Source organism: Pseudomonas sp. P8_229 (genome assembly GCF_034008635.1).
GTDB lineage: Bacteria > Pseudomonadota > Gammaproteobacteria > Pseudomonadales > Pseudomonadaceae > Aquipseudomonas.
This window is the reverse complement of the sequence record NZ_CP125378.1, coordinates 2963415-2988543: the sequence shown is the minus strand read 5'-3', so window position 1 is coordinate 2988543 and position 25129 is coordinate 2963415. Positions and strand designations below refer to the sequence as shown.

The following is a 25129-nucleotide window of genomic DNA, read 5'->3' as shown; positions in this document are numbered from 1 at the left end:
ACAGGTGAATTTCGTGAGCCAGCCTACGCCAGCCGTGCGTACCTTCCAAGACTTGATCCTCGCGCTCCAGCAATACTGGGCCGAGCAAGGTTGTGTGGTACTTCAGCCCTACGATATGGAAGTAGGCGCCGGCACTTTCCACACCGCGACATTCCTGCGTGCCATCGGCCCGGAAACCTGGAACGCCGCCTACGTGCAGCCAAGCCGCCGTCCGACTGACGGCCGCTACGGTGAAAACCCGAACCGTCTGCAGCACTACTATCAGTTCCAGGTCGTCCTGAAGCCGAATCCGGACAACTTCCAGGAACTGTACCTGGGCTCCCTCAAGCATGTCGGCCTGGACCCGCTGGTCCACGACATCCGCTTCGTCGAAGACAACTGGGAATCGCCGACCCTCGGCGCCTGGGGTCTGGGCTGGGAAGTCTGGCTGAACGGTATGGAAGTGACCCAGTTCACTTACTTCCAGCAGGCTGGCGGCATCGAGTGCTATCCGGTGACCGGCGAGATCACTTACGGTCTTGAGCGTCTGGCCATGTACCTGCAAGGCGTTGACTCGGTCTATGACCTGGTCTGGGCTGACGGCCCGATGGGCAAGGTGACCTACGGCGACGTGTTCCATCAGAACGAAGTGGAGCAGTCCACCTACAACTTCGAGCACGCCAACGTCGACAAACTGTTCGAACTGTTCGACTTCTATGAAAGCGAAGCCAAGCGGCTGATCGAACTCGACCAGCCGCTGCCGCTGCCGAGCTACGAAATGGTCCTGAAGGCGTCGCACACCTTCAACCTGCTGGATGCGCGCCGGGCGATCTCGGTGACCGCGCGTCAGCAATACATCCTGCGCGTACGCACCCTGGCGCGTTCCGTTGCGCAAGCCTACCTGCTGGCACGCGCCAAGCTGGGCTTCCCGATGGCGACCCCGGACCTGCGTGACGAAGTACTGGCCAAGCTGGAGGCTGCACAATGAGTGCTCAAGATTTTCTGGTTGAACTGGGCACCGAAGAACTGCCACCCAAAGCCCTGAACACACTGGCTGAGGCGTTCCTCGCCGGTATCGACAAGGGCCTGCAAGCGGCCGGCCTGAGCTACGAGACTAAAACCGTCTACGCCGCACCGCGTCGTCTGGCTGTGCTGATCACTGCGCTGGCGACCCAGCAACCGGATCGCAGCATCAATCTCGACGGCCCGCCACGTCAGGCCGCGTTCGACGCTGAAGGCAATCCAACGCAAGCAGCCTTGGGTTTCGCCAAGAAGTGCGGCGTCGAGCTGAGCGAAATCGACCAGAGCGGTCCGAAACTGCGTTACAGCCAGAACATTGCCGGCAAGCCGACCGCTAGTTTGCTGCCGACCATCGTCGAGGACTCGCTGAACGACCTGCCGATCCCGAAACGCATGCGTTGGGGTGCGCGCAAGGAAGAGTTCGTGCGTCCGACCCAGTGGCTGGTGATGCTGCTCGGTGACCAGGTCATCGACTGCACCATCCTTGCGCAGAAGGCTGGCCGTGACTCCCGTGGTCACCGCTTCCACCACCCGGAAAACGTGCGCATCGGTTCGCCGTCCAGCTACCTCGCTGACCTGCGTGCCGCCTATGTCCTGGCCGACGCCAACGAGCGTCGCGAGATCATCAGCAAGCGCACCGAAGAGCTGGCGACCCGTCAGGAAGGCACCGCGATCGTGCCACCTGCGCTGCTCGACGAAGTGACCGCGCTGGTTGAATGGCCGGTGCCGCTGGTGTGCTCGTTCGAGGAGCGTTTCCTCGACGTGCCGCAGGAAGCACTGATCACCACCATGCAGGACAACCAGAAGTACTTCTGCCTGCTGGATGCCGACGGCAAGTTGCTGCCACGTTTCATCACTGTGGCCAACATCGAAAGCAAAGACCCGCAGCAGATCATCGCCGGTAACGAGAAAGTGGTTCGCCCACGCCTGACCGACGCCGAATTCTTCTTCAAGCAAGACAAGAAGCAGAAACTCGAAGACTTCAACCTGCGCCTGCAGAACGTGGTATTCCAGGAAAAACTCGGCAGTGTCTACGACAAGGCCGAGCGCGTATCGAAACTCGCGGCCTACATCGCCGCGCGTATCGGCGGCAACGCCTCGTGGGCTGCTCGTGCAGGCTTGCTGTCGAAGTGCGACCTGGCCACCGAAATGGTCGGCGAGTTCCCGGAGATGCAAGGTGTCGCCGGTTACTACTACGCCCTCAATGATGGCGAGCCAGAAGACGTCGCGCTGGCGCTGAACGAGCAGTACATGCCACGCGGTGCCGGTGCTGAACTGCCGGCGACCCTGACCGGTGCAGCTGTCGCTATTGCCGACAAACTCGACACCCTGGTCGGCATCTTCGGTATCGGCATGCTGCCAACCGGCAGCAAAGACCCGTATGCCCTGCGCCGTGCGGCACTGGGTGTGCTGCGCATCCTGATCGAGAAACAACTGGATCTGGACCTGAACGACGCCGTGGCTTTCGCCGTGACTGCTTTCGGTGCCAAGGTCAAGGCTGCCGGCCTCAACGACTCAGTGCTGGAATTCATCTTCGACCGTCTGCGTGCGCGTTACGAAGATGAAGGTGTGGATGTCGCCACCTACCTGTCGGTACGTGCCCTGAAGCCGGGTTCGGCGCTGGACTTCGACCAGCGTGTGCAAGCGGTGCAGGCCTTCCGCAAACTGCCGGAAGCGGCAGCGCTGGCGGCGGTGAACAAGCGTGTATCGAACCTGTTGAGCAAGGTTGAAGGCTCGGTACCGACCGTGGTCGAGGCCAAGTACTTCGACAACGCCAACGAGTTCTCGCTGTACTCGGCGATCCAGCAGGCCGATCAGGCTGTGCAGCCAATGGCCGCGGCGCGTCAGTACAACGAATCGCTGGCCCGCCTGGCCGCCCTGCGCGAGCCGGTGGACGCGTTCTTCGACGCGGTGATGGTCAATGCCGAAGACGCCAAGGTCCGGGCCAACCGCTACGCGCTGCTGGCGCGTCTGCGCGGTCTGTTCCTCGGTGTTGCCGACATTTCGCTGCTGGGTTGAGGGACTGCTGTTGAAACTGCTGATTCTCGATCGGGACGGAGTGATCAATTACGACTCCGACGCTTACATCAAGTCAGTGGCGGAGTGGATTCCACTGCCCGGCTCGATCGAGGCGATTGCGCAGTTGAGCAAGGCCGGCTGGACGGTGGCGGTCGCCACCAACCAGTCGGGCATTGCTCGCGGCTACTACGATCTCGCCACCCTCGACGCCATGCACGCGCGCCTGCGCACGCTTGTGGCTGAGCAGGGCGGTGAAGTCGGGCTGATCGTGTATTGCCCGCATGGCCCGGACGAAGGTTGCGATTGCCGCAAGCCGAAACCGGGGATGTTGAAAACCATCGCCGAGCATTACAACGTGACGCTTGCGAATGTCTGGTTCGTCGGCGACAGCCTTGGTGACCTGGAGGCGGCCAAAGCCGTCGATTCACAGCCAGTTTTGGTAAAGACCGGAAAAGGCGAAAAGACTCAGGGCAAAACCCTGCCGGTTGGCACTCTGATTTTTGACGATCTGGCGGCGATTGCCGCAGAACTTATCCACAACTAGAGTACTTCTGAAGTTCCTGACCAGGGATTGATCGGGAGTGCGCTTGAACAGCCGGGGATTGCCCCGTAACGGTAAACGTCACTATGTCGATACTGCGGGCCATCAGAATTTTTCTCTTTTACCTGCTGCTGGGCACCACCTCGCTGCTGTGGTGCAGCCTGAGTTTTTTTATCGCGCCGTTCCTGCCATTCAAGGCGCGTTATCGTTTTATCAACGTGTACTGGTGCCGTTGCGCCTTGTGGTTGACCAAGGTGTTTCTCGGTATCCGTTACGAAATCAAAGGCGCAGAAAATGTGCCGGATCGGCCCTGTGTGATTCAGTCGAACCACCAGAGCACCTGGGAGACATTCTTTCTCTCCGCTTATTTCTCGCCCTTGAGCCAGGTGCTCAAGCGTGAATTGCTGTACGTGCCGTTCTTCGGCTGGGCGATGGCCATGTTGCGGCCGATCGCGATTGACCGCGACAACCCGAAAGCCGCTCTGAAACAAGTCGCGGCGAAGGGTGACGAACTGCTCAAGGACAATGTTTGGGTGCTGATCTTCCCGGAAGGCACGCGTGTTCCTTACGGTACTGTTGGCAAGTTCTCCCGCAGTGGTAGCGCGTTGGCCGTAAATGCAGCGCTTCCGGTACTGCCGATTGCACACAATGCCGGCAAGTTCTGGCCGAAAATCGGCTGGGGTAAAAAGTCCGGCGTGATCACCGTGGTCATCGGTGAACCGATGTACGCCGAAGGCACTGGCCCGCGCGCCATCGCTGATCTGAACGATCGCGTGCAAGCGTGGAACGAGAAGACTCAGCGGGAGATGGGTTCCTTGCCACCAGCCCCGCAGGCTCCGGCGGCAAATGATCAGATGGCTGTCTGAGATTTTGTGGATAACCTGTGCACGGTTTTGTTGAAAACGTCTGAATATTAAAAGTAAATTATTGATTTACTTATATATTTCTCAAGTTCATAAAACGCCGTAAAACGTGCATAAGTTTTTTTCGGAAGTAAAAAAACCGGCTGATATAGCCGGTTTTTTTGTGCCTGTTCACTCTGCAATCAGCGGTAGCTGGAGCCGGAAGGTCGTACCCTGATCGACCACGCTGTGACATGCGATTGTGCCGCCATGATGATCGACCACCGCCTTGACCATCGACAGTCCCAGGCCGACGCCATCGATCCCCTGCGCCGATGAAAAGCGTCGGTACTGAGTGAACAGATCCGGCAGTTCTTCGGCAGCGATGCCTTTGCCCTGATCGTGCAACTCACAACGTAGCCAATCGCCATGACCACTGACGCTCAATTGAATCGTGGTGCCCGCCGGACTGTACTTGATCGCGTTTTCCAGCAGATTGAACAAGGCACGGGTCAGCAATCCCTGATCGGCCAGGACCAGTCGTTCCTGGGATGGCTCATCCATGACGTGCAGCAGTTTGATGTTTTTCTGTTGGGCGATGGGCAGGGCCTGATCCAGCACGTCCAGTATCAGCATCGCAAACAGACTCGGCTGGAACTGGTAGGCCTCGGATTCCGCCCGCGCCAGCAATACGAAGCCATCGGTCAGATCCAGTGCCCTGTGCACCTGACGCTCGATCTGCTCGAACAGTGGGGCGTGCGCCCCAGCCTGATGGCGATGTACATCGAGCAGGGCAAGGATCGCCGAATGCGGAGCACGCAGGTCGTGGGAGAGAAAACGCAGCAATACACCGCGTTGCTCTTCAGCGGCGCGTTCGGCGCTCAAGTCGGTGAGGCTCAGCAGCCAGCCAATGGGCGTATCACCGTCCACCGGCAGTAAAGCTGCACGCTCAAGTCGCAAACTGCGCTCCTTGTGGTCATGAAATTCCAATAGGGGCAGGGCTGATAACGGCGGGTGCGGTTCTGTGGATAATTCCGGGTAGCCGAGACGGGCGAGTTGCTCGAGAACATCGTCGCCGACCAGCGGGTGATCGAACAATACGCGGGCCTTGCGGTTGCCCAGCAGGATCTGCCCCCTGGGATCGCTGATCAGCGTCGCCACCGGCAGGTATTCCAAACCGTCGGCGATGAAGCGCCGGGTATCGCGCGTGCGGCTCATGGCTTGTTCCAGCGCCATGATCTGCCCCTGCAACTGGTCTGCACTGGTGAATTGCGCACGGCGCCGTTCCGGGAACACTTTCGGCTCGCGGTCCAGTCGCGCCAGTTCCCAGCCAAAGTACGTCAGCACCACGCTCAGGCGTCGCCAGTTCCAGATCAGATAGCCGAACAACATGCCGAGCGCCGCCGGCGTCGGTGACCACCAGTGCCGGGCTTCCGCCAGCCCGGCGCTAGTCAGCAACACGCAAGCCACCCCGCCCAGCGTCACCCAGATCGCCCAGCGCGGGTGCCACGGCAGCAAACCGAGGACGCAGGCCACCAGCCCAACCGAGAGCAACGCACTCCAGCCCGGTACCGTGTCGTGCAGATTGATCTGGGCGCGATACGACAACAGCGCAGTCAGCGTTAACAGCACTAGACTTATCCACAACCACTCACGCACCAGTCGCCGAAACAGGCGCTGGACCTGACTCGGCTCGCGGCTTTCACGCCGACGCGGGCTATTCATGGCAAAACGGGCAGGGGGCAGTGAATGGTTTCATGGGCCACAGGTCTGAGGACATAGATCCGAAGAATAATAGCGGACGTCGACCGACGGCGGACCGCTTACTTTCACTGCACAGGCCAGGCCGTTAAGGTTGCCGGCCACTGCCCAAGCAACAAGGAACCCACGCGTATGCGCGTTGCGATACTGGACGATGAACCCGCCGAACTGCGCCGGGTCGAGCAAACCCTGCAGCAAATGGCGGCTGCGGGAGACCAGCCATGGTCACTGCACAGCTTTGAACGGGGAGAGGATCTGTTGCGCCAGTTGCGCCGGGACACCTTCGACCTGCTGATCCTCGACTGGCAACTGCCTGACCTGACCGGCCTGGCGCTGTTGCGCTGGACCCGCGAACACATGGAGTCGCCGCCCGCCGCGATCATGCTGACCAGCCGCGACGGCGAAAGCGATATCGTCCAGGCCCTGAACGCCGGTGCCGACGATTACGTCAGCAAACCGTTCCGCCCCAACGAGCTGAAAGCCCGAGTCGCCGCCGTGCTGCGCCGGCACAGCCAGCAACGCAGTGCCGCCGCCGAAATGTTGAGTTTCAACGACCTGACCTTCGACGACGCCGAACTGACCGTCACCCGCGACCATAAACCCATCGTCATGACCGAACGCGAATACCGCCTCGCTCGCTGTCTGTTCAGCAATCTGGGGCGGCCGTTGTCACGCGAGTACTTATACGAACGGTTCTGGCCCCATGAAGAGGTGCTCTCGTCGCGCCCCCTGGACACGCACATCTACCGCCTGCGCAACAAACTGGGGCTGACGGCGGATCGCGGTTGGCAGCTGTTGACGATTTACGGATATGGGTATCGGTTGGAAAGTGTCGCGGCAACGAGCGGGTGAAGAGGGCAGGCCAACGGCATTGCGTTGGCCCTGGCTGACATCACTGATCAATGAAAGGTCAATGCCAGCAAGCTGATCGCCAGTTTGCGGATGTCTTCTCCCCAGCCCAGATCATGCGGACTGATTGCCAGCGGGAAATGCAGCTGGATACGCAGCAGGCCTTGTTGCGCGACCAGGGCCTGCACCTCGGCGGGCAGGTTGATGTTGATTGTATTGCCGGTGGCATTGCTCAGGCTGGCAGAGATTACCGGCACGTTATTGATGCTGATCTCCACCGTTTGGCGCGGAGTTTTCTCAGACAGGAACGCGTTGGTTTCAAGTGTCAGTGAACTCACGCCAGCCTTGGGCCGCAGGATGATCTCGGCATCCGGCCCTACCGACCCCGTGCCCTGCGCATCGGCAAACCACCAGCCCTTGCCGAGTGCATCTACCGCGTGGCTCCCCGCCACAAACTGCAGTTTTTCACCGGCGCCGAATGAAGGGATCAGATCCCGGGGTGCACCGTCCATGCGTGGCAGGCAGTCAGCGCAGCGCTTCCAGCCCGGAGCCAGCACATAAAAGCCGTCAATCATGGCCAGCCCATCGCTGTCGCCATCGACGTTGAGCGCCGCTTGCAGCGCTGATCGCTGCTCAAGCACGTAGAGGGTGTTGCGCTCATAACGGCCAGACTCGATGGCCCTGGCCGCCGCATGCTGCAGATCCTCCTGCGCTTGCGCGCTCACCCGGCCCAGGTACACCGCATCGGTGGCGAGATGATTCTTGCCCGCGTAATCGGAGAGGATCATCCAATGAGTCGTCAGGTTCTGCGGAATTACGTAGCGGACCTTCTGATAGTGCGCTGCCGCGCTGTGCCAGAACGGATTGACCATCGGGGAATTCCAGGTCGCAGCCGGTGTGACCATCTGCTGCCGGCGTATGCCTGCCCAACCGGCGCGGGTGTCGAAGACCTGTACCAGCATCGCCGTCACCAGCAGCAACAGCGCAGTCCGTGGCGACGCGTTACGCGCGACCTGGAACACCACCGCAAAGATCGCCGCGTACATGACAGGCCAGATCATGCGCCCCGAAGCGCGGAAAATGCCGGCCATGGAAATGACGGGGTCAGGCAACCAGTAGACGAACTCGACCGGTCCGACGCCGATCCTGTTGGAGAACGCAAAAAGCATCAGTCCAAACAGTGCCAGCAGCAATACCCAGCGTTTGCGTATTGTTGCAACGATCTGGCCTTCGCCTGAGCAAATGAACCACAACGTGCAAACGAACAGGAACATCACCCCCAGCCCCGGGAACGCCATGCCAGCCGAATCCCCGGGTACGCCGGGTATATCGCCCAAGACGCAAGACCATCCAGCGGGGTCGAAAAACGTCAGCACGTTGGCGCGAAACAATCCGAATCCGAATGACGTCAGTCCCTCACCTTCGACGGTGAAATAGCCTGCTTGCCAGCAACACACCCCGGTCAGCAACAGCAGGCCAACCAGTTCGACGATCGACTTTTTCAGCAGCATCTGCCGCCTCAATGATCGGGCCGCCAGGTCGGCCAGCCAGATCAAGCCCACCATTGCCAACAGATAAGCGTGTATCAAGGCCGCGACCGCCAACAACACGCCCCAGGCCAGACGCCGCCGTTCGGCGTGAGGACGCAGGGCCAGATACAAAGCGGCGAGGATCAGGAAATGCCCGGCAAGGGATAAATGCTCGCCCATCCGCGATATCAGTGCCGGGTTGAACAGAAACAGTGCCGCCCCCAACAAACGCAGCGCAACGTTGGCAGTGGCCAGGCCCATCAGCTTCCAGGCGAACCAGCCCTGCAACACAAAACACAGCAGCAGCCACAGACCAAAGTACTGGAAAGGCTCGGGCAGCCACGCGGCAAAGGGTTTGAAGATCAACGCCAGCAGCGGGTTCGAATCCGAGTAGATGATTGCGCTGCTCAGTTCCAATCCATACGAAGGATTGACCCCCAGCGGCAACGACCAGGGCGAATGCCTGAAAAACACCCAGCCAAGATAGTGTGTTGCCGGATCACCGCTGCCCAGCCACGCAATGTTTTGCGGGTTTAGCGCCCTTGGACCGATGACGATAAAAAAGGCCAGAATCCCCAACAGCAAGGGCAGCACATTGACCGATAGACGTGTGACGGAATCCTTCGTTACGCATAGATGAGTCAATTGATTGCTCGTTTTTTAGTCGTTTTTTTACAATCCGACCGCCGCCAGTCTGCGACGAAAGAGCCGCATCGTATCGCGCCTCAAGACGAAACTGAACGCAAAAAAAAGCCCGCTTGCGCGGGCCTTTCCTGTGCGGAGTCGGCAACTGTAGGTTCACAAAATAGACGATTCGGGAGGCCCAGCAAACGCTGGTAGAAAATCATCTTTTTTGTGAATCCGCCGGTTGGGATTCACGAAATAAATGAGAAAAGCCTACCCGTCTAACAGAATAGATGCATCCGAGTAGAAAGGTAGTCACTACAACCTCCGTCGTTCGTCCAACCTGTTTGTTGATATAAAAGGGAAGAAACGTAAACTCGAGGGTGGAGCGCGCATGCCACTAATCCCTTGAAGGTGAGTGCCGTGCTGCCAAGCTTTCGAGCTTGGTCCCCCGAAACCTAAGGTGACAGGATAGGGTCGCTGATACCTAAGAGACCCGGCCTATTTTTTCAGACTTGTGCTCCTACGAAGCCCAAGTAGATAAATCCTTCTTTTATATAGGTACCTCCGGCTTCAGGACAACATCAACAATCAGTTCAGAATCTATGGTCCAGAACCGCTCCAGGCTCCTCAACCTGCTGACGCCAACGTCGATTGACCTAGGCGCTGACTCGAGACTGACCCACCTCCAAACCTATAGAAAATAGCAAAGGTGATGGTTTGCGAAGAATTTACTTGATCAGCACATCTCGGCAACTGGGTGTAGTGGTCAACTAATCCCGGACACGACGTTAAGTTTTTCCTCGGCCCGCGCTGGCGCCAACCCATCGTTGAATTGGTGAGGCCGAATCCAGTTGTAGCGATGCATCAAAAAATGGCTGATATCGCGCTGTGCTTCCTGCGCAGTTCGATAGCCCACGGTCGGTATCCATTCTGTTTTCAAGCTGCGAAATACGCGCTCCATCGGTGCGTTATCCCAGCAGTTTCCTCGTCGACTCATGCTCTGGCGCATGCGGTATCGCCACAACCGCTGGCGAAAGAGTCGGCTTGCATATTGCGATCCCTGGTCCGAGTGGAATAGCAGATCCGAAGGCCTGCCACGCTGCTCGTAAGCCATATCCAGCGCTTTGATCACCAGCTCAGCGTCTGGCTTTTCCGACAGCGCCCAGCCCACGATCCGACGCGTACAAAGATCCAGGACGACAGCCAGGTAATGCCACTTTCCTTGCGCCCAAATGTAGGTGATATCGCCGCACCAGACTTGATTGGGCGCTGGCACGTCGAACTCGCGGTTCAATGTGTTCGGGATATCCAGTCTTTCTACTGTTGCTCGCTTGTAGGCATGGGAGCCGGGTTGTTTGCTGACTAAATCAAGCTCGCGCATCAAGCTACGCACTTTGAATCGACCGAGTTGCTCACCGTCTTCACGCATCAGCGACAGGATGCTGCGACTGCCCGCAGAGCTGCGACTTTGCGAGAACAGCTCACTGACGCGACTACGCAATCGAAGCCGTTCAACATCCGGCGTGCGGCGCCGCAGGCGCTGGGCGTAGTAACACGAGCGAGTGACGTCAAACACCTTGCACAGCCAATCAACCGGCTCATGGGCGCTCAACTGGTCAATCAGCGCGAACGCTCGTGATCTTCCGACATCAAGAGCGCAGTAGCCTTTTTTAGTATTGATTTCTCTCGCTCAAGCCGAGCAATCCGGGCTTCCAGCTCCTGAATTTTTTGCTGTTCCGGAGTCAGTGCCTTGCTCTGCGGGGTAACGCCTTTATGTTCTTTCTGAATCTGGTCAACCCAGCGGCGCAATGCCGATTCACCAATGCCGAGTGAACGGCTGGCTTCGATGTAGCTGTAGTTTTGTTTGAGCACAAGGTCGGCAGCCTCGCGCTTGAATTCAGGAGTAAAGGAGCGGCGTTGTTTGGTCATCTGACACCTCGATCTGGCGAGCATTCTCGCCTAAATGGGTGTCCGATTTCATTAGACCACTACACTCTCCAATAAGAGTGTTCAGCCAAACAACATGAGCAAAAACGCTTGCGATGTAGCGACCAAGTCTTAAGCGCCTGTGTCGTCGGTCGTCTAAGCAAGAGGGATACTGCCGGCCAGCTCACCGGCAGCGTCATAGTGCGAAACCAGTTGGCTACGTCATCATCACTGGCTTCCTGAAAAGCCTTGATCAGTTCGTTTCCCACTAAGCCATTGGCTCCTGCCAATCGCTGCAAATATCCTAGCAAGCTCTCATCTCGATGAGGATGAACGTTGATTAAAAGACCGAACATTTTTGTACCGTGAGCAATGAACTACCGAGAATGTGGAGTTGAAGTGATAGGACCGGAGTTGTAGCTCCGGCCTTCTCGATCAGGACGCGATCAAGTCGAAGTTCTCAAAAGGTTCACGATTACCAATCAGTGGCTTGAAATTGAAGCTTTCACTAAACGGATTGCGCTCGGTGGTGGCTTGGCTCCAGACCTCATCCCTGAAAGCTTCAGAGAGCACTTCGAGATTGATACCCTCAAGATCTCGATGCTCAACGAGCCATACAGCCCTATCCAGGATCTTGATCAGGTAGTCGATCAACCCATACGAAGCAAGATGGAAACGCTGTATGAGCTGAGTTTGCGAGAAGCTGATTGTCCTAACCGGCAACAATCCAGCGATCGATTCAAGCAACGATGTAAAGTGTGTCGAAGCTCTATCGCCGTAGTAGAACCGGTTGTAGTCAACTATTGCGGAGAACCTACGACGCAGTTGCTCGTTCGCCCACAAGAGCCCCTCCGTGCGCTTCAACCCCACCAGTACAAATGTGATGCTGGTCTCGTTCATCATGCTTTTGATCCAGTCCGCAGCCTCGTGCGCATCATTGCGGCGGTAATCAACCAGGTGTTGGGCCTCGTCGAGCACCACTACCTCAACACCAAGCCTGTTCATGAGTAGGATGATTCGCTCGAATTTGACCTCTGCAGAATGACCACGGGAATCTGCGTAGGGATCGTTCAATGCTCTAAGCATCGCAGTGGCCAAGTTCTTTTTGGTTGGCGATGAGGGGATTTCAACAACCAGTACGGTTCGTTTCTGCGTAGATACATGATCTGCAGCTTTCAGTTGCTGAACATACTCCCTGATCATCGTGCTCTTACCCACGCCGCTCGGACCTTGAATAACTAATCCCTTACTCGCCCCCGTGCGCTTGGTATCACCATGTACCTCGGCCAGGCGCGTCAAAGCTCGCATGGCCTGTGGGGTATCAATGAAGAAATGACGCAAGGAAAAGGGTAGGGTGCCTTCTTCCGCAGTTTTCATGGTCTGCCTCCTACAGAGGGTGGACGGTAAGAAACCTTGAGGGGCGCGACAGTTGGCAAGGCTTGGCTGTCAACCCAGTCCACCTCGGCAACCACTACCGGAGAGCTATTCGTGTCAACCTTGCGTCCTTCCCTGTCCAGCTTGGCACGCGCGGCCTCACGGCGGCGGCGCAACTTCTGAGAAGTTTTAGCTTCATCAATTTCTTCCCGAATTTCACGATAAGTCCGATGCAGTTCGTCAAAACTAGGCGTTTCCCTGCCGGCCTCCCTCAGCGCTTTTTGCGCAGCTTTCCACAGCTCTCGGCTCTTACCAATCATTCGCTTATCCTTGACTGGCACCTGCAGGAAGACGCTTCTGAAACGATCATGTACCCAGACATGGCCAGCTTCGTCTCGATAGCGAACACTGACCTTTTCACCCGGCTTCAAGCGCATTCGCAACTGAGCAAGTTCACTGGAGTGATAGCCGATGGTGTCTACCTCGATTCCATAGTGATGAACCTTAACGGCGCAGCGTCGAGCGAGAATGCACTCCAGTGCATCCAGGTCTACCGGCAATCGGATCAAATGCTGCTGCTCATCATTGAGCCAGACCTGAGCAGGTGTCTTTTTGTTAAGTCCACGATGTGGAGTCTGGTGGTAACCATCCACAATCCACTTCACGACGGCAGCCTCCAGCTGCACAAGAGTGAAACAAGCGTGCTGTTCTGAATCGTAATCTCCACGTTGTTGCACATTGGAGAACGTCGTGCCTGGGAGGTTGTGAATCAATCCCAAATTTTGGGTGCTGAAAAACCTTTCAACTGTTCCTTTTTCCTCAGGAGCTCTGGAAGCGGGGTACAGAATCTCGATCCCCAAATCGTTAAAGCCAATGACTAGGTCACCCGCGTGAAACTCCGCAGCGTTGTCCGGTGCGATTCGAGTGGGCATGCCATGAGCCCGCCATTCGTTCTTCACGTTAGGAAAACGCCGTAAAAGATCTGCTTTGGGGCGAATTGCACGCTCAATGACCCGAAGAACAGATTCGGTATTTGGCGCAGCGAGATGAAGTAGGTACCCCATGACCATGCGAGAAAACTTATCTACTACAACCGTCATATAAGGACGCCCAATTACCAAGCCGGTCTCTTCGTCTACAAGCAACAAGTCAAGCAGGGTATGGTCGATTTCCCAACGCTCCAGAATATGATTGACCCGGAGTACTCCGGTAGCCGCTCGGTGCTTTTTTTCGCCGCATGCTTACCTAACTGAGCCTCGTCTACCAAGTAGGGATCAAGGTTGGCAATATACCTGCGGATAGTCATTCCACTTGGCATCGCCAGTTGGTTAGAAGGCAATCGACCAAGATTTGACTCCTTGATCCTTAGATCTAACTCACCAATAACTTTCGAAACACTGACAGCCGTCTCATTCAGATACAACTCATCGATGACCTCATCAAGGATATCTTTCAGCTCGCCAGTAATCGATGCTGCACGTCCTTTCTTAGAGTGCTTTGGTAGCAACTTTAAGACGTCTTTTCCCATATATTTCGAAGCCCACCGTCTAATAGTACTTATCGACGGAACACATGAGTCTCCGATTCTTCTTGTTATTTCTTTCAATTTATCCAGCATGATTTCTTCACTCGGAAGTTTCGATTTCCCTTCCTCTCTCACGCCCTCAAGATATGCCCTGCGACGCAATGCCTCTTGGCTATGACGGGCCGGAAAGCAAGATAGATCAGGGGGTGCGTTTCGAACGTGCGGGATTTCTCCAATAAAAGGTTGGTCTGGGCAAACTTCAATTTCCCGCTTTTCGTACCCACTATAAAACTCAGCCTCAGTTAATTTAGTAGGTTCACCCAGCTCATCGAAAAATAGCAAGCGACGATCTACCAATCTTCGTTCGAGCTTCATTTTAACGCCGCGTACTAAGACAACTAATTTTGCCCTAAGCGAAAATATCTGCATGGCGGTGCCCACCGTTAATGAAGATTTTCGATACATCGGAAATAGGTATTTCGAGATCTACACCTACAATTCCTAACCCCAAAAAAAGCCAAGCGTCCGCCTTGCCAAAAATAGCAATAAGCTCACTCAAAGTTTCAGGCTTCTGCATTTGAAGCCGCTGGTGGATTTCTTTCATACGCAAAGCCGTGAGCATAGGCCCACGACGGTGGTACATAAGTTTTTGTAAGTTTTTCGACAAAGGCTGACTGTGAATAAGCAGGTCGGTAACGATTGAAAAATTGCGGTCGGTAGTAAAAAAGTGCTGCTTAACTGCTTCCATTTTTAGCTTGACGCTGGATATCAACAAGCTCTTTTGGTACTTGACTTCGAACCACCATTCCCGACCATCCATAAGGTACACACGTACGTCGGGATAGTATTTTTTGGTTGAGCCACTGATAGAAACTAACTCGAGGCTTGGCTGTACGAGATAACTGCGGACGATGGGAGAAAGCTCCAGAAGCCTGACAAAACCGCTTTCCAGTTGTGATTCACACTGAACAGGGCCTCCATTCTTCACGGAAGGAAAAGAGATCCTTATATGATTCGAACTCCTGGTAATGAACCTTACGCACTGACATTGAACACCTCCACAAATCTTTGAGACAAGCACCTGCGCTGCACCGGATAACTCAGACGCAGAGCGGGCTCCAGGAGGGGCTTTCGACAGGCAACACTTCCCCGTCGAGGGCCCTCGCTGAAGTCGATTTTTTGGGAGAGGATTGACAAGCGCCAAAAAAAGGCAGAAATTGCGCGGGTTCGTTACGCAAGATGTACCTGGTTGTAGGCGCTGTCAGAGCCTCTAATTCTGCAGTATCTACATTTTTCGATGCCTCCTCATGAGATCGTCGAAGAAAGCAGTTATGCCTTAAACCTATTGTCCAGATAGGTCCTCAAAGCATTTGCTGTTACCGATGGCCGTTAGGAACTTGCTTCAACAAGTTAACGTAACCGGCTGATTTTTTTGGGACGCTCTTACGGCGTAAGGGCGTGCCAGATTTTACTCCTACCATTCGTCTTTCTCCACGAAAATCTTCAATATCTCCTTGACGAATTGATCCGTTATTGATACGCGTTGAGCGTTCATTTCGATACTTGCGGTATCACTCACTCAGACGCGCTCATCTCGCTACATTCAATCAACTCCGAACACGCCTATATCTAGGCAGTCGTCCGCTTCCGCCCCCATAAGTTAGTAACCAGTGACCGGGAGAGCAGGATAGAAATCGAATTTTCGAGGAAATAAAAAAGGCCAATTCAATGAATTGGCCTTTTTGCATTTGAGTCCGTCGATCATGTATTTGTGAAAATGATCAACTATTGTGTGAACCTACAGCAACCTAGAAGTCCAGGTTGGATACCGCCAGCGCATTGCTCTCAATGAAGTCACGGCGAGGTTCGACCGCATCACCCATCAGGGTGTTGAAAATCTGATCCGCGCCAATGGCGTCTTCGATGGTGACCTTCAGCATGCGGCGCACGCTTGGGTCCATGGTGGTTTCCCACAGCTGATCCGGGTTCATTTCGCCCAGACCTTTGTATCGCTGAATAGTGTGACGCTTGGTGCTTTCAGCCATCAGCCAGTCCAAAGCTTCCTTGAACTCGGTGACCGCTTTCTTGCGCTCGCCACGCTGGATGTAGGCGCCTTCGTCGAGCAGGGTGCTCAGTTGAGCGCCGAGGGTGACGACAGTCTTGTAGTCGTTACTGCCGAAGAAGTCGCGGTTGAAGGTGACGTAGTTCGACAGGCCGTGGGAGATCAGTTCAACCTCTGGCAGCCACACGCCACGTTCACGGTCTTCACGCAGGCTGGCCTTGTAGACCAGGCCCGACTTCTCGACGGTGCGCAGACGGACTTCGTACTGGGCCAGCCAGTCCTGCATCTTGGCGTGGTCGCCGAGCATTTCCAGGCTGACGGCCGGCAGGTAAATGAAGTGCTCGGTCAGTTCCTGTGGGTACAGGCGCGACAGACGCTTGAGGGTCTTCATTACCATGCGGAAGTCGTTTACCAGGCGCTCCAGGGCTTCACCGGAAATGCCCGGGGCCTCTTCGTTCAGGTGCAGGCTCGCATCTTCCAGGGCCGACTGAGTCATGTACTCTTCCATGGCGTCGTCGTCTTTGATGTATTGCTCTTGCTTGCCTTTCTTGACCTTGTACAGCGGCGGCTGGGCGATGTAGATGTAGCCGCGCTCGATCAGCTCCGGCAACTGACGGAAGAAGAAGGTCAGCAGCAAGGTACGGATGTGCGAACCGTCGACGTCAGCATCGGTCATGATGATGATGTTGTGATAACGCAGCTTGTCGATGTTGTACTCATCGCGACCGATGCCGCAGCCCAGCGCGGTGATCAGCGTACCCACTTCCTGGGACGAGATCATCTTGTCGAAACGAGCCTTCTCGACGTTGAGGATCTTGCCCTTCAACGGCAGGATCGCCTGGGTCTTGCGGTTACGTCCCTGCTTGGCAGAGCCGCCCGCGGAGTCACCTTCCACGAGGTACAGTTCGGACAGTGCCGGGTCTTTTTCCTGGCAGTCAGCGAGCTTGCCCGGCAGGCCGGCGATGTCCAGCGCGCCTTTGCGGCGGGTCATCTCACGGGCTTTACGCGCCGCTTCACGAGCACGGGCCGCGTCGATCATCTTGCCGACGACCAGCTTGGCTTCGTTCGGGTTTTCCAGCAGGAAGTCGGAGAAGTACTTGCCCATCTCCTGCTCGACCGCGGTCTTCACTTCGGAAGACACCAGCTTGTCTTTGGTCTGCGAGCTGAACTTCGGATCCGGCACTTTCACCGAGATGATCGCGGTCAGGCCTTCACGTGCGTCGTCACCGGTGGTCGCGACTTTGTGCTTCTTCGCCAGACCTTCCTGCTCGATGTAGTTGTTCAGGTTACGCGTCAGGGCCGAACGGAAGCCCACCAGGTGGGTGCCGCCGTCGCGCTGCGGAATGTTGTTGGTGAAGCACAACAGGTTCTCGTTGAAGCTGTCGTTCCACTGCAGGGCGATTTCCACGCCGATGCCGTCTTCACGCTGGATGTTGAAGTGGAACACCTGGTTGACCGCAGTCTTGTTGGTGTTCAGGTATTCAACGAACGCACGCAAGCCGCCTTCGTACTTGAACAGCTCTTCCTTGCCGCTGCGCTCGTCCTTGAGGACGATGCCGACACCGGAGTTGAGGAAGGACAGTTCACGAATACGCTTGGCCAGGATGTCCCAGCTGAAGTGAATGTTCTTGAAGGTTTCGCTGGAAGCCTTGAAGTGGATCTGGGTACCGGTGGTTTCGCTGTCGCCAACAATGGCCATCGGAGCCTGAGGTACGCCGTGGACGTAGGTCTGTTCCCAGATCTTGCCGCTGCGACGAACAGTCAGTACCAGCTCTTCGGACAGGGCGTTCACTACCGACACACCTACACCGTGCAGACCGCCGGATACTTTGTAGGAGTTGTCGTCGAACTTACCGCCAGCGTGGAGGACGGTCATGATGACCTCGGCGGCGGAAACGCCTTCCTCTTTGTGCACGTCTACCGGGATGCCACGGCCGTTGTCTTTAACGGTGATGGACTCATCCGGGTGGATGATGATGCTGATGTCGTCGCAGTGGCCGGCGAGGGCTTCGTCGATCGAGTTGTCGACCACCTCGAACACCATGTGGTGCAGACCGCTGCCATCGTCGGTGTCACCAATGTACATACCGGGACGTTTGCGTACGGCATCCAGGCCTTTCAGCACTTTAATGCTCGTTGAGTCGTACGTATTTTCTTCGCTCAATGCCTTCACTCCCGATGGTCGTGGGTCTGGGTGATACGGCCCTGTTCCACGTGGAACAGAGCGACTGGCGTTTCCGTCTGCCAGCCTTCCCTCAATAATTCGTGATCTACACAGGTGATGAACACCTGGCAGCGTAAGTCTTCCAGCAAGCGGCACAACGCGCGACGGTGGTTCTCGTCCAGCTCGGACGGCAAGTCATCCACCAGATAAATACACTGACCGCGACGGGCCTGGCTGACCAGGTGCCCTTGGGCAATCCGCAGTGCACAGACCACCAACTTCTGCTGACCCCGGGACAAGATGTCCGCGGCGTTGTGTGCGCCCAATCTAAGACGCAAATCAGCCCGTTGCGGTCCGGCCTGGGTATGACCCATTTGCTGATCCCGTTGCACGGAGCCAGCCAGTACGGCGCTCAATTCCCGGTCTTTGTCCCAGCCTCGGTAATAGCTGAGCGTCAAACCTTCGAGCTCAACCAGTTCGCTCAAGGTTTGTTCAAAGACTGGTTTCAAGGCTTTGATGTAAGCGCGGCGGTATTCATCGATTTCAGCGCTGGCCTGGCACAGTTCCCTGTCCCAAACCGCTTGCGAAACGGCGTCAAGTGTACCATGCCGCAGCCAGGAGTTTCTCTGGCGCAAGGCCTTCTGCAAACGCTGCCAGGTCGCCATGAACCGTGGCTCGACGTGGAACACGCCCCAGTCGAGGAACTGCCGGCGAATCTTCGGCGCACCTTCGAGCAGGCGGAAGCTGTCAGGGTTGATCAACTGCAGTGGCAGGATCTCCGCCAGTTGCGCAGCACTGCGGGCGTTCTGACCGTCGATGCGGATCTGGAACTCGCCCTGACGATCGCGGGATATCCCCAATGCGCTATGGCCACCCTCGGCCAATTCGACCTGACCGAACACGGTGCAGGCGAGTTGCTCATACTGGATGACCGGCAACAGCCGCGTGCTACGAAACGAACGGGCAAGCCCCAGCAGATGAATGGCTTCCAGAACACTGGTTTTGCCGCTGCCGTTGGCGCCGTAAAGGATGTTGATGCGGGGGGAAGGGGAGAAGGTCACCGGGTGCAGATTGCGCACCGCGGTGACCGAAACACGACTTAAGGACATCCAGGGTCAGCTGATTACAGACGCATCGGCATGACAACGTAAGCCGAGTCGTCATTGTCGGACTCTTGCACCAGCGCACTGCTGTTGGAGTCGGACAGGATCAGGCGAACCTGCTCGGTGGTCATCACGCCCAGCACGTCGAGCAAGTAGCTAACGTTGAAGCCGATTTCCAGCGAGCCGCCGTTGTATTCAACGCCCACTTCTTCTTCCGCTTCTTCCTGTTCCGGGTTGTTGGCCTGGATCTTCAACTGGCCGCTGGCCAGTTGCAGACGGATACCACGGTATTTTTCGTTGGACAGAATCGCGGTACGGCTGAAGGCTTCACGCAGTGCCTGACGATCGCCCAGTACCAGCTTGTCACCACCTTTTGGCAGAACGCGCTCGTAGTCCGGGAATTTGCCGTCGACCAGTTTCGAGGTGAAGGTGAATTCACCGGTGGTGGCGCGAATGTGGTGCTGACCGAGGACGATGCTGACGTTGCCGTCCGGCTCGGTGAGCAGACGCGCCAGTTCGAGAATACCTTTACGCGGCACGATCACCTGATGGCGATCCGGCTGACCGATATCGGCTTTCATCGAGCACATGGCCAGACGGTGACCGTCGGTGGCCACAGCGCGGATGATGCCTTCAGACACTTCCAGCAGCATACCGTTGAGGTAATAACGCACGTCCTGCTGGGCCATGGCGAAGCTGGTGCGTTCGATCAGACGACGCAGTTTGCTTTGCTCCAGGCTACAGGTCAGCGACCCCGGGCCTTCTTCCACCGTCGGGAAATCGTTGGCCGGCAGGGTCGACAGGGTGAAGCGGCTACGGCCCGCCTTCACGACCAGTTTCTGCTCGTCGACCTTGATGTCGATCAGCGCATCGTTGGGCAGGCTCTTGCAGATGTCCATCAGCTTGCGCGCAGGCACGGTGATGGAACCTGTTTCGGCCGGCTCTTCGAGTTGCACGCGACCGACCAGCTCGACTTCCAGGTCGGTACCGGTCAGCGACAGTTGCTGGCCATCGACGACCAACAGCACGTTGGAGAGTACCGGCAAGGTCTGTCGGCGCTCAACGACGCCTGCGACCAGTTGCAGGGGTTTCAACAGGGCTTCGCGTTGAATGGTGAAATGCATGGTCTAGTCCCTTGCCTTAATAAGCTGCGCTGGTGTTCATCAAGTGGTCAGTGTACGCAGCAGGTTCTTGTAGTCCTCGCGGATGTCCGCGTCGGATTCCTTAAGTTCGTTGATCTTGCGGCAGGCGTGCAACACCGTCGTGTGGTCGCGACCGCCAAACACATCGCCGATTTCCGGCAGGCTGTGGTTGGTCAGTTCCTTGGACAACGCCATGGCTACCTGACGTGGACGTGCGACCGAGCGCGAACGGCGCTTGGACAGCAGATCCGAGATCTTGATCTTGTAGTACTCGGCGACGGTGCGCTGAATGTTATCCACAGAGACCAGTTTGTCCTGCAACGCCAACAGGTCTTTCAGGGATTCGCGAATCAACTCGATGGTGATGTCGCGGCCCATGAAGTGCGAGTGGGCGATCACGCGTTTCAGCGCGCCTTCCAGCTCACGGACGTTGGAGCGAATGCGTTGGGCAATGAAGAACGCGGCGTCATGCGGCAAGTCGACTTTGGCCTGGTCGGCCTTCTTCATCAAGATCGCCACGCGGGTTTCCAGTTCCGGCGGCTCGACGGCAACCGTCAGGCCCCAGCCGAAGCGGGATTTGAGGCGCTCTTCAAGGCCTTCGATTTCTTTCGGGTAGCGGTCACTGGTGAGAATGACCTGCTGGCCACCTTCAAGCAGGGCGTTGAAGGTGTGGAAAAACTCTTCCTGCGAACGCTCTTTACGGGCGAAGAACTGAATGTCGTCGATCAGCAGGGCATCCACCGAACGGTAGAAACGCTTGAACTCGTTGATCGCGTTCAGTTGCAGCGCCTTGACCATGTCGGCCACGAAACGCTCGGAATGCAGGTACACGACCTTGGCATTCGGATTCTTCTTTAACAGGTGGTTACCCACAGCGTGCATCAAGTGGGTTTTACCCAGGCCGACGCCGCCATAAAGGAACAGCGGGTTGTAGCCATGCTTGGGATTGTCAGCCACCTGCCAGGCCGCCGCACGGGCGAGCTGGTTGGACTTGCCTTCAACGAAGTTCTCGAAGGTGAAAGTGCGGTTCAGGTAACTGGTGTGCTTGAGCGCACCTTCAACCTGAACATTGCGCTGTTCGGCGCGAACCGGGGCCTGTTGCGAGGCCGCACCAGCCATCGGATCAAAGCTGTCGCGGGACGGCTCTTCACTGACTTCCTCGGTTTTCTGCGTCGAGCGTTTGGTCGGTGCAGCCGTCGGGGCCGGTGCTGGAGCACTGACCGGCGCGGCATTGGCTTGAGCCAGGGACGCTTGCGCAGCAGCCAACGGCGCATTCGGCGCGGCACGCGGTGCCGAACTGCGTTTACTGCCTATTAATAAGGAAAGCGCAGGCGCCATGCCGTTGCCGTGCTCATCCAGCAGTTCAAGGACGCGCCCCAGGTACTTTTCGTTGACCCAGTCCAGCACAAAACGGTTCGGTGCGTAGACGCGCAACTCGTCGCCTTCGGCTTCGACCTGTAGTGGACGGATCCAAGTGTTGAATTGTTGGGCAGGCAGCTCCTCGCGCAAAAGCTCCACGCACTGCTGCCAAAGTTCCACTGACACGGATATCCCCTAAGTTGAAAGCCGGTGAGGCAAAAACAAGCGGCCATTGTAACGGCGAGCGGTCCACTTATCCACATGCAGGTTGTGTGGTGAACATGATTAATCAATGCGTTAACCAGCAAAAAGGCGACCAACGGTGTGTGAATAAGCTCTGTGGATAACCGCCTCTGAGGGCACTGGACAACTGGGGGTGGAACTCGGTGGATAACCAGACTGTGGATAACTGACGTTTCCACACACAGGTTATCCGATAGCGCAGCACAGGCTGACCACGGTTTTCCACTGTAGTTGTCATTCTCTGTACATCACGTTGTACAAGGGCTGGATATGGTTATCCACAGAAGATGGCCGCCCTAGCTTTTACAAGCTTTACAGAAAAGCTTTAAATAATTCCCTTCTTTATTTTTATATCTGGCAAACCGGATTTCGGTTCAGGAAGCTCCAGAGATCTATTTATAAGGAAACGCTGGTTGGAAATTGACCTGAAGGCTTGCTTTCTCTAGAATCCCCGGTCTCTTAAAACGGGGGCCATTCCGGCCCGTTGTGGACGAACCAGGTAACACGACATGAAACGTACTTTCCAACCAAGCACTATCAAACGCGCTCGTACCCACGGTTTCCGTGCTCGCATGGCTACCAAGAACGGCCGCGCAGTCCTGTCGCGTCGTCGCGCCAAAGGTCGTGCGCGTCTGGCAGTTTGATAATCCGGTACTGGAGGTGAGTCAGGACTTCAGTCGGGAAAAGCGTCTGCTTACCCCCCGGCATTTCAAGGCAGTCTTTGACTCCCCTACCGGCAAGGTTCCGGGGAAAAATCTCCTGCTCCTTGCGCGCAACAACGATCTTGATCACCCCCGTCTCGGGCTGGTTATCGGGAAAAAGAGCGTAAAGCTCTCCGTCGAGCGCAATCGTCTCAAACGTCTTATGCGCGAATCGTTTCGCCTGCACCAGGATTCACTGGTCGGCTGGGACATCGTTATCGTCGCGCGCAAAGGTTTGGGCGATGTAGAAAACCCCGAATTGATTCAGCATTTCGGCAAACTCTGGAAGCGGCTGGCCCGTAACAAGCCAGTTCCAGCAGTCAAAGCCGAAACTGTAGGGGTAGACAGTCCAGATGCGTAAACTGGCCCTCGTTCCGATCCAGTTTTATCGCTATGCCATTAGTCCCCTGATGGCTGATCACTGTCGTTTCTACCCCAGTTGTTCCTGCTACGCGTTAGAAGCCATCGAAAATCATGGCCTTCTGCGCGGTGGCTGGCTGACCTTTCGTCGTTTAGGTCGCTGTCATCCGTGGAATCCCGGTGGTTATGACCCGGTTCCACCTATCCCTACCTCCCGTTCTTCTTCGATGGCCGAGTAATCATGGATATCAAACGCACGATCCTGATCGTCGCCCTGGCAATCGTGTCCTACGTTATGGTTCTTAAATGGAACCAGGACTATGGCCAGGCTGCCCTGCCGACTCAGAATGTTGCTTCCAGTACGACTGCATCCGGTTTGCCGGACACCGTTCCTGGCAATAACGCTTCCGCCAGTGACGATATTCCGCGTGCCGCAAGCGATACCAGCGCACCTGTGGAAACTCCGGTCGCTGCCAGCAAGGATCTGATCCAGGTCAAAACCGACGTGCTCGATCTCGCGATCGATCCACAGGGCGGTGACGTTGCGCAACTGACCTTGCCACTGTATCCACGTCGTCAGGACCGTCCGGATGTTCCGTTCCAGCTGTTCGACAACGGCGGCGAGCGTACTTATCTGGCACAAAGCGGCCTGATCGGCACCAACGGTCCGGACGCTAGCCCGGCCGGTCGTCCGGTTTACGCCTCGGAGAAGAAAAGTTATCAACTGGCTGACGGTCAGGACCAACTGGTCGTCGACCTGAAGTTCAGCAAGGACGGCGTCAACTACATCAAGCGTTTCACCCTGAAACGCGGCCTGTATGACGTGACCGTGACCTACCTTGTGGATAACCAGAGCGCTCAGCCCTGGTCCGGTTCGATGTTCGCTCAGCTGAAGCGCGACGCCAGTGCCGACCCTTCGTCGACCACTGCTACCGGTACCGCGACTTACCTGGGCGCCGCCCTGTGGACAAGTTCCGAGCCGTACAAGAAAGTGTCCATGAAAGACATGGACAAAGGTCAGCTCAAGGAAACCGTCACCGGTGGCTGGGTAGCCTGGCTGCAACACTACTTCGTGACTGCGTGGGTTGCGCCGAAAGGCGAAAACAACATCGTTCAGACGCGTAAAGACAGCAAAGGCAACTACATCATCGGTTACACCGGTCCTTCGTTGACCGCTGCACCGGGTGCAAAAGTTGAAACCAGCGCCATTCTGTACGCCGGCCCGAAAAGCCAGGCGGTGCTGAAAGAGTTGTCCCCAGGTCTGGAACTGACGGTCGACTACGGCATTCTGTGGTTCATCGCTCAACCGATCTTCTGGTTGCTGCAACACATCCACGCGATTGTCGGTAACTGGGGCTGGTCGATCATCTTCCTGACCATGCTGATCAAAGGGATCTTCTTCCCGTTGTCGGCTGCCAGCTACAAATCCATGGCGCGCATGCGTGCCGTTGCTCCGAAACTGGCTGCATTGAAAGAGCAACATGGCGATGACCGGCAGAAAATGTCGCAGGCCATGATGGAGCTGTACAAGAAAGAGAAGATCAATCCGCTGGGCGGTTGCTTGCCGATACTCGTGCAGATGCCCGTTTTCCTTTCGCTGTACTGGGTTCTGCTGGAAAGTGTGGAAATGCGCCAGGCGCCATTCATGCTGTGGATCACCGACCTGTCGATCAAGGATCCGTTCTTCATCCTGCCGATCATCATGGGCGCAACCATGTTCATCCAGCAGCGTCTGAACCCGACTCCGCCGGATCCGATGCAGGCGAAGGTCATGAAAATGATGCCAATCATCTTCACCTTCTTCTTCCTGTGGTTCCCTGCGGGTCTGGTGCTGTACTGGGTTGTGAACAACTGCCTGTCGATTGCCCAACAGTGGTACATCACGCGTAAGATCGAAGCGGCGACGAAAAAAGCCGAGGCGTAACTTACTCTGTGGATAACACCACTCAAAACGCCCCCTAGTGGGGCGTTTTGCTATCTGTCACTTTTGTCTGGATACCGTT

Annotated in this window: 20 protein-coding genes; 9 read left to right on the top strand and 11 right to left on the bottom strand. The window is 56.4% G+C overall.

Going from position 1 to position 25129, the window contains the following annotated elements; all coding sequences use genetic code 11:
* The first annotated feature begins 13 nt into the window (after positions 1–13).
* From glyQ to QMK55_RS13570, 4 genes are all read left to right on the top strand, one after another.
* Positions 14–967 (top strand): glycine--tRNA ligase subunit alpha, encoded by a 954-nt coding sequence (gene glyQ, locus QMK55_RS13585; RefSeq protein WP_025112261.1) that lies wholly within the window; start codon positions 14–16, stop codon positions 965–967.
* Positions 964–3018 carry a glycine--tRNA ligase subunit beta gene (gene glyS / locus QMK55_RS13580; RefSeq protein ID WP_102355505.1) on the top strand — a complete coding sequence of 685 codons (2055 nt, stop codon included), beginning with the start codon at positions 964–966 and terminating at the stop codon, positions 3016–3018. The genes glyQ and glyS overlap by 4 nt, the downstream gene beginning before the upstream one ends.
* 4 nt (positions 3019–3022) lie before the next feature.
* The gene (gene gmhB / locus QMK55_RS13575; RefSeq protein WP_178082116.1) at positions 3023–3562 is read left to right on the top strand and encodes a D-glycero-beta-D-manno-heptose 1,7-bisphosphate 7-phosphatase; all 540 of its coding nucleotides are present in this window, start codon (positions 3023–3025) and stop codon (positions 3560–3562) included.
* A gap of 83 nt (positions 3563–3645) precedes the next feature.
* Positions 3646–4425, top strand: coding sequence for a lysophospholipid acyltransferase family protein (locus QMK55_RS13570; protein WP_102355507.1), 780 nt, complete (start codon positions 3646–3648; stop codon positions 4423–4425).
* A gap of 168 nt (positions 4426–4593) precedes the next feature.
* Here the strand turns inward: QMK55_RS13570 and QMK55_RS13565 are convergent, their stop codons facing one another.
* Positions 4594–6126 carry a sensor histidine kinase gene (locus QMK55_RS13565; protein WP_102355508.1) on the bottom strand — a complete coding sequence of 511 codons (1533 nt, stop codon included), beginning with the start codon at positions 6124–6126 and terminating at the stop codon, positions 4594–4596.
* 168 nt (positions 6127–6294) lie between these two features.
* Here QMK55_RS13565 and QMK55_RS13560 point away from each other — a divergent pair, with 168 nt between their 5' ends.
* The gene (locus tag QMK55_RS13560) at positions 6295–7014 is read left to right on the top strand and encodes a response regulator transcription factor (protein ID WP_320329356.1); all 720 of its coding nucleotides are present in this window, start codon (positions 6295–6297) and stop codon (positions 7012–7014) included.
* Between the two features lie 47 nt (positions 7015–7061).
* Here the strand turns inward: QMK55_RS13560 and QMK55_RS13555 are convergent, their stop codons facing one another.
* From QMK55_RS13555 to dnaA, 10 genes are all read right to left on the bottom strand, one after another.
* Positions 7062–9185, bottom strand: coding sequence for a DUF6311 domain-containing protein (locus tag QMK55_RS13555; protein ID WP_320329355.1), 2124 nt, complete (start codon positions 9183–9185; stop codon positions 7062–7064).
* 748 nt (positions 9186–9933) lie between these two features.
* Positions 9934–11096 (bottom strand): IS3 family transposase gene (locus tag QMK55_RS13550; protein ID WP_090175779.1). Its coding sequence is split into 2 segments (ribosomal slippage): positions 9934–10841 and positions 10841–11096, totalling 1164 coding nucleotides; the frame shifts between segments, so codons are not numbered across the junction.
* Positions 11097–11528: 432 nt separating this feature from the next.
* Positions 11529–12470 (bottom strand): TniB family NTP-binding protein, encoded by a 942-nt coding sequence (locus QMK55_RS13545; protein WP_320329354.1) that lies wholly within the window; start codon positions 12468–12470, stop codon positions 11529–11531.
* Complete coding sequence (locus tag QMK55_RS13540) at positions 12467–13567, bottom strand: hypothetical protein (RefSeq protein ID WP_413787270.1); 1101 nt, start codon at positions 13565–13567, stop codon at positions 12467–12469. The genes QMK55_RS13545 and QMK55_RS13540 overlap by 4 nt, the downstream gene beginning before the upstream one ends.
* A 35-nt stretch (positions 13568–13602) precedes the next feature.
* The gene (locus tag QMK55_RS13535; RefSeq protein ID WP_320329352.1) at positions 13603–14421 is read right to left on the bottom strand and encodes a hypothetical protein; all 819 of its coding nucleotides are present in this window, start codon (positions 14419–14421) and stop codon (positions 13603–13605) included.
* Complete coding sequence (locus tag QMK55_RS13530) at positions 14402–14980, bottom strand: transposase (RefSeq protein ID WP_320329351.1); 579 nt, start codon at positions 14978–14980, stop codon at positions 14402–14404. Before QMK55_RS13530 ends, QMK55_RS13535 begins: the two co-directional genes overlap by 20 nt.
* A gap of 820 nt (positions 14981–15800) precedes the next feature.
* Positions 15801–18218: a DNA topoisomerase (ATP-hydrolyzing) subunit B gene (gene gyrB / locus QMK55_RS13525; protein ID WP_102355511.1), complete on the bottom strand. Its 2418-nt coding sequence runs from the start codon at positions 18216–18218 to the stop codon at positions 15801–15803.
* Positions 18219–18223: 5 nt separating this feature from the next.
* Entirely contained in the window at positions 18224–19327 is a 1104-nt protein-coding gene (gene recF, locus QMK55_RS13520; RefSeq protein WP_102355512.1) for a DNA replication/repair protein RecF, read from the bottom strand.
* 14 nt (positions 19328–19341) lie between these two features.
* Positions 19342–20445, bottom strand: coding sequence for a DNA polymerase III subunit beta (dnaN, locus tag QMK55_RS13515; protein WP_102355513.1), 1104 nt, complete (start codon positions 20443–20445; stop codon positions 19342–19344).
* A gap of 39 nt (positions 20446–20484) precedes the next feature.
* Positions 20485–22008, bottom strand: a complete 1524-nt coding sequence (dnaA, locus tag QMK55_RS13510; protein WP_102355514.1) for a chromosomal replication initiator protein DnaA — start codon at positions 22006–22008, stop codon at positions 20485–20487.
* A gap of 566 nt (positions 22009–22574) precedes the next feature.
* Here dnaA and rpmH point away from each other — a divergent pair.
* From rpmH to yidC, 4 genes are read left to right on the top strand one after another with little or no spacing between them, the layout of a single operon-like run.
* Complete coding sequence (gene rpmH / locus QMK55_RS13505; RefSeq protein ID WP_003213577.1) at positions 22575–22709, top strand: 50S ribosomal protein L34; 135 nt, start codon at positions 22575–22577, stop codon at positions 22707–22709.
* A gap of 16 nt (positions 22710–22725) precedes the next feature.
* The gene (gene rnpA / locus QMK55_RS13500; RefSeq protein WP_201771622.1) at positions 22726–23127 is read left to right on the top strand and encodes a ribonuclease P protein component; all 402 of its coding nucleotides are present in this window, start codon (positions 22726–22728) and stop codon (positions 23125–23127) included.
* Entirely contained in the window at positions 23120–23365 is a 246-nt protein-coding gene (gene yidD, locus QMK55_RS13495; protein WP_010565858.1) for a membrane protein insertion efficiency factor YidD, read from the top strand. The genes rnpA and yidD overlap by 8 nt, the downstream gene beginning before the upstream one ends.
* Before the next feature lie 2 nt (positions 23366–23367).
* Complete coding sequence (gene yidC / locus QMK55_RS13490; RefSeq protein WP_047596981.1) at positions 23368–25050, top strand: membrane protein insertase YidC; 1683 nt, start codon at positions 23368–23370, stop codon at positions 25048–25050.
* Positions 25051–25129 lie beyond the last annotated feature (79 nt).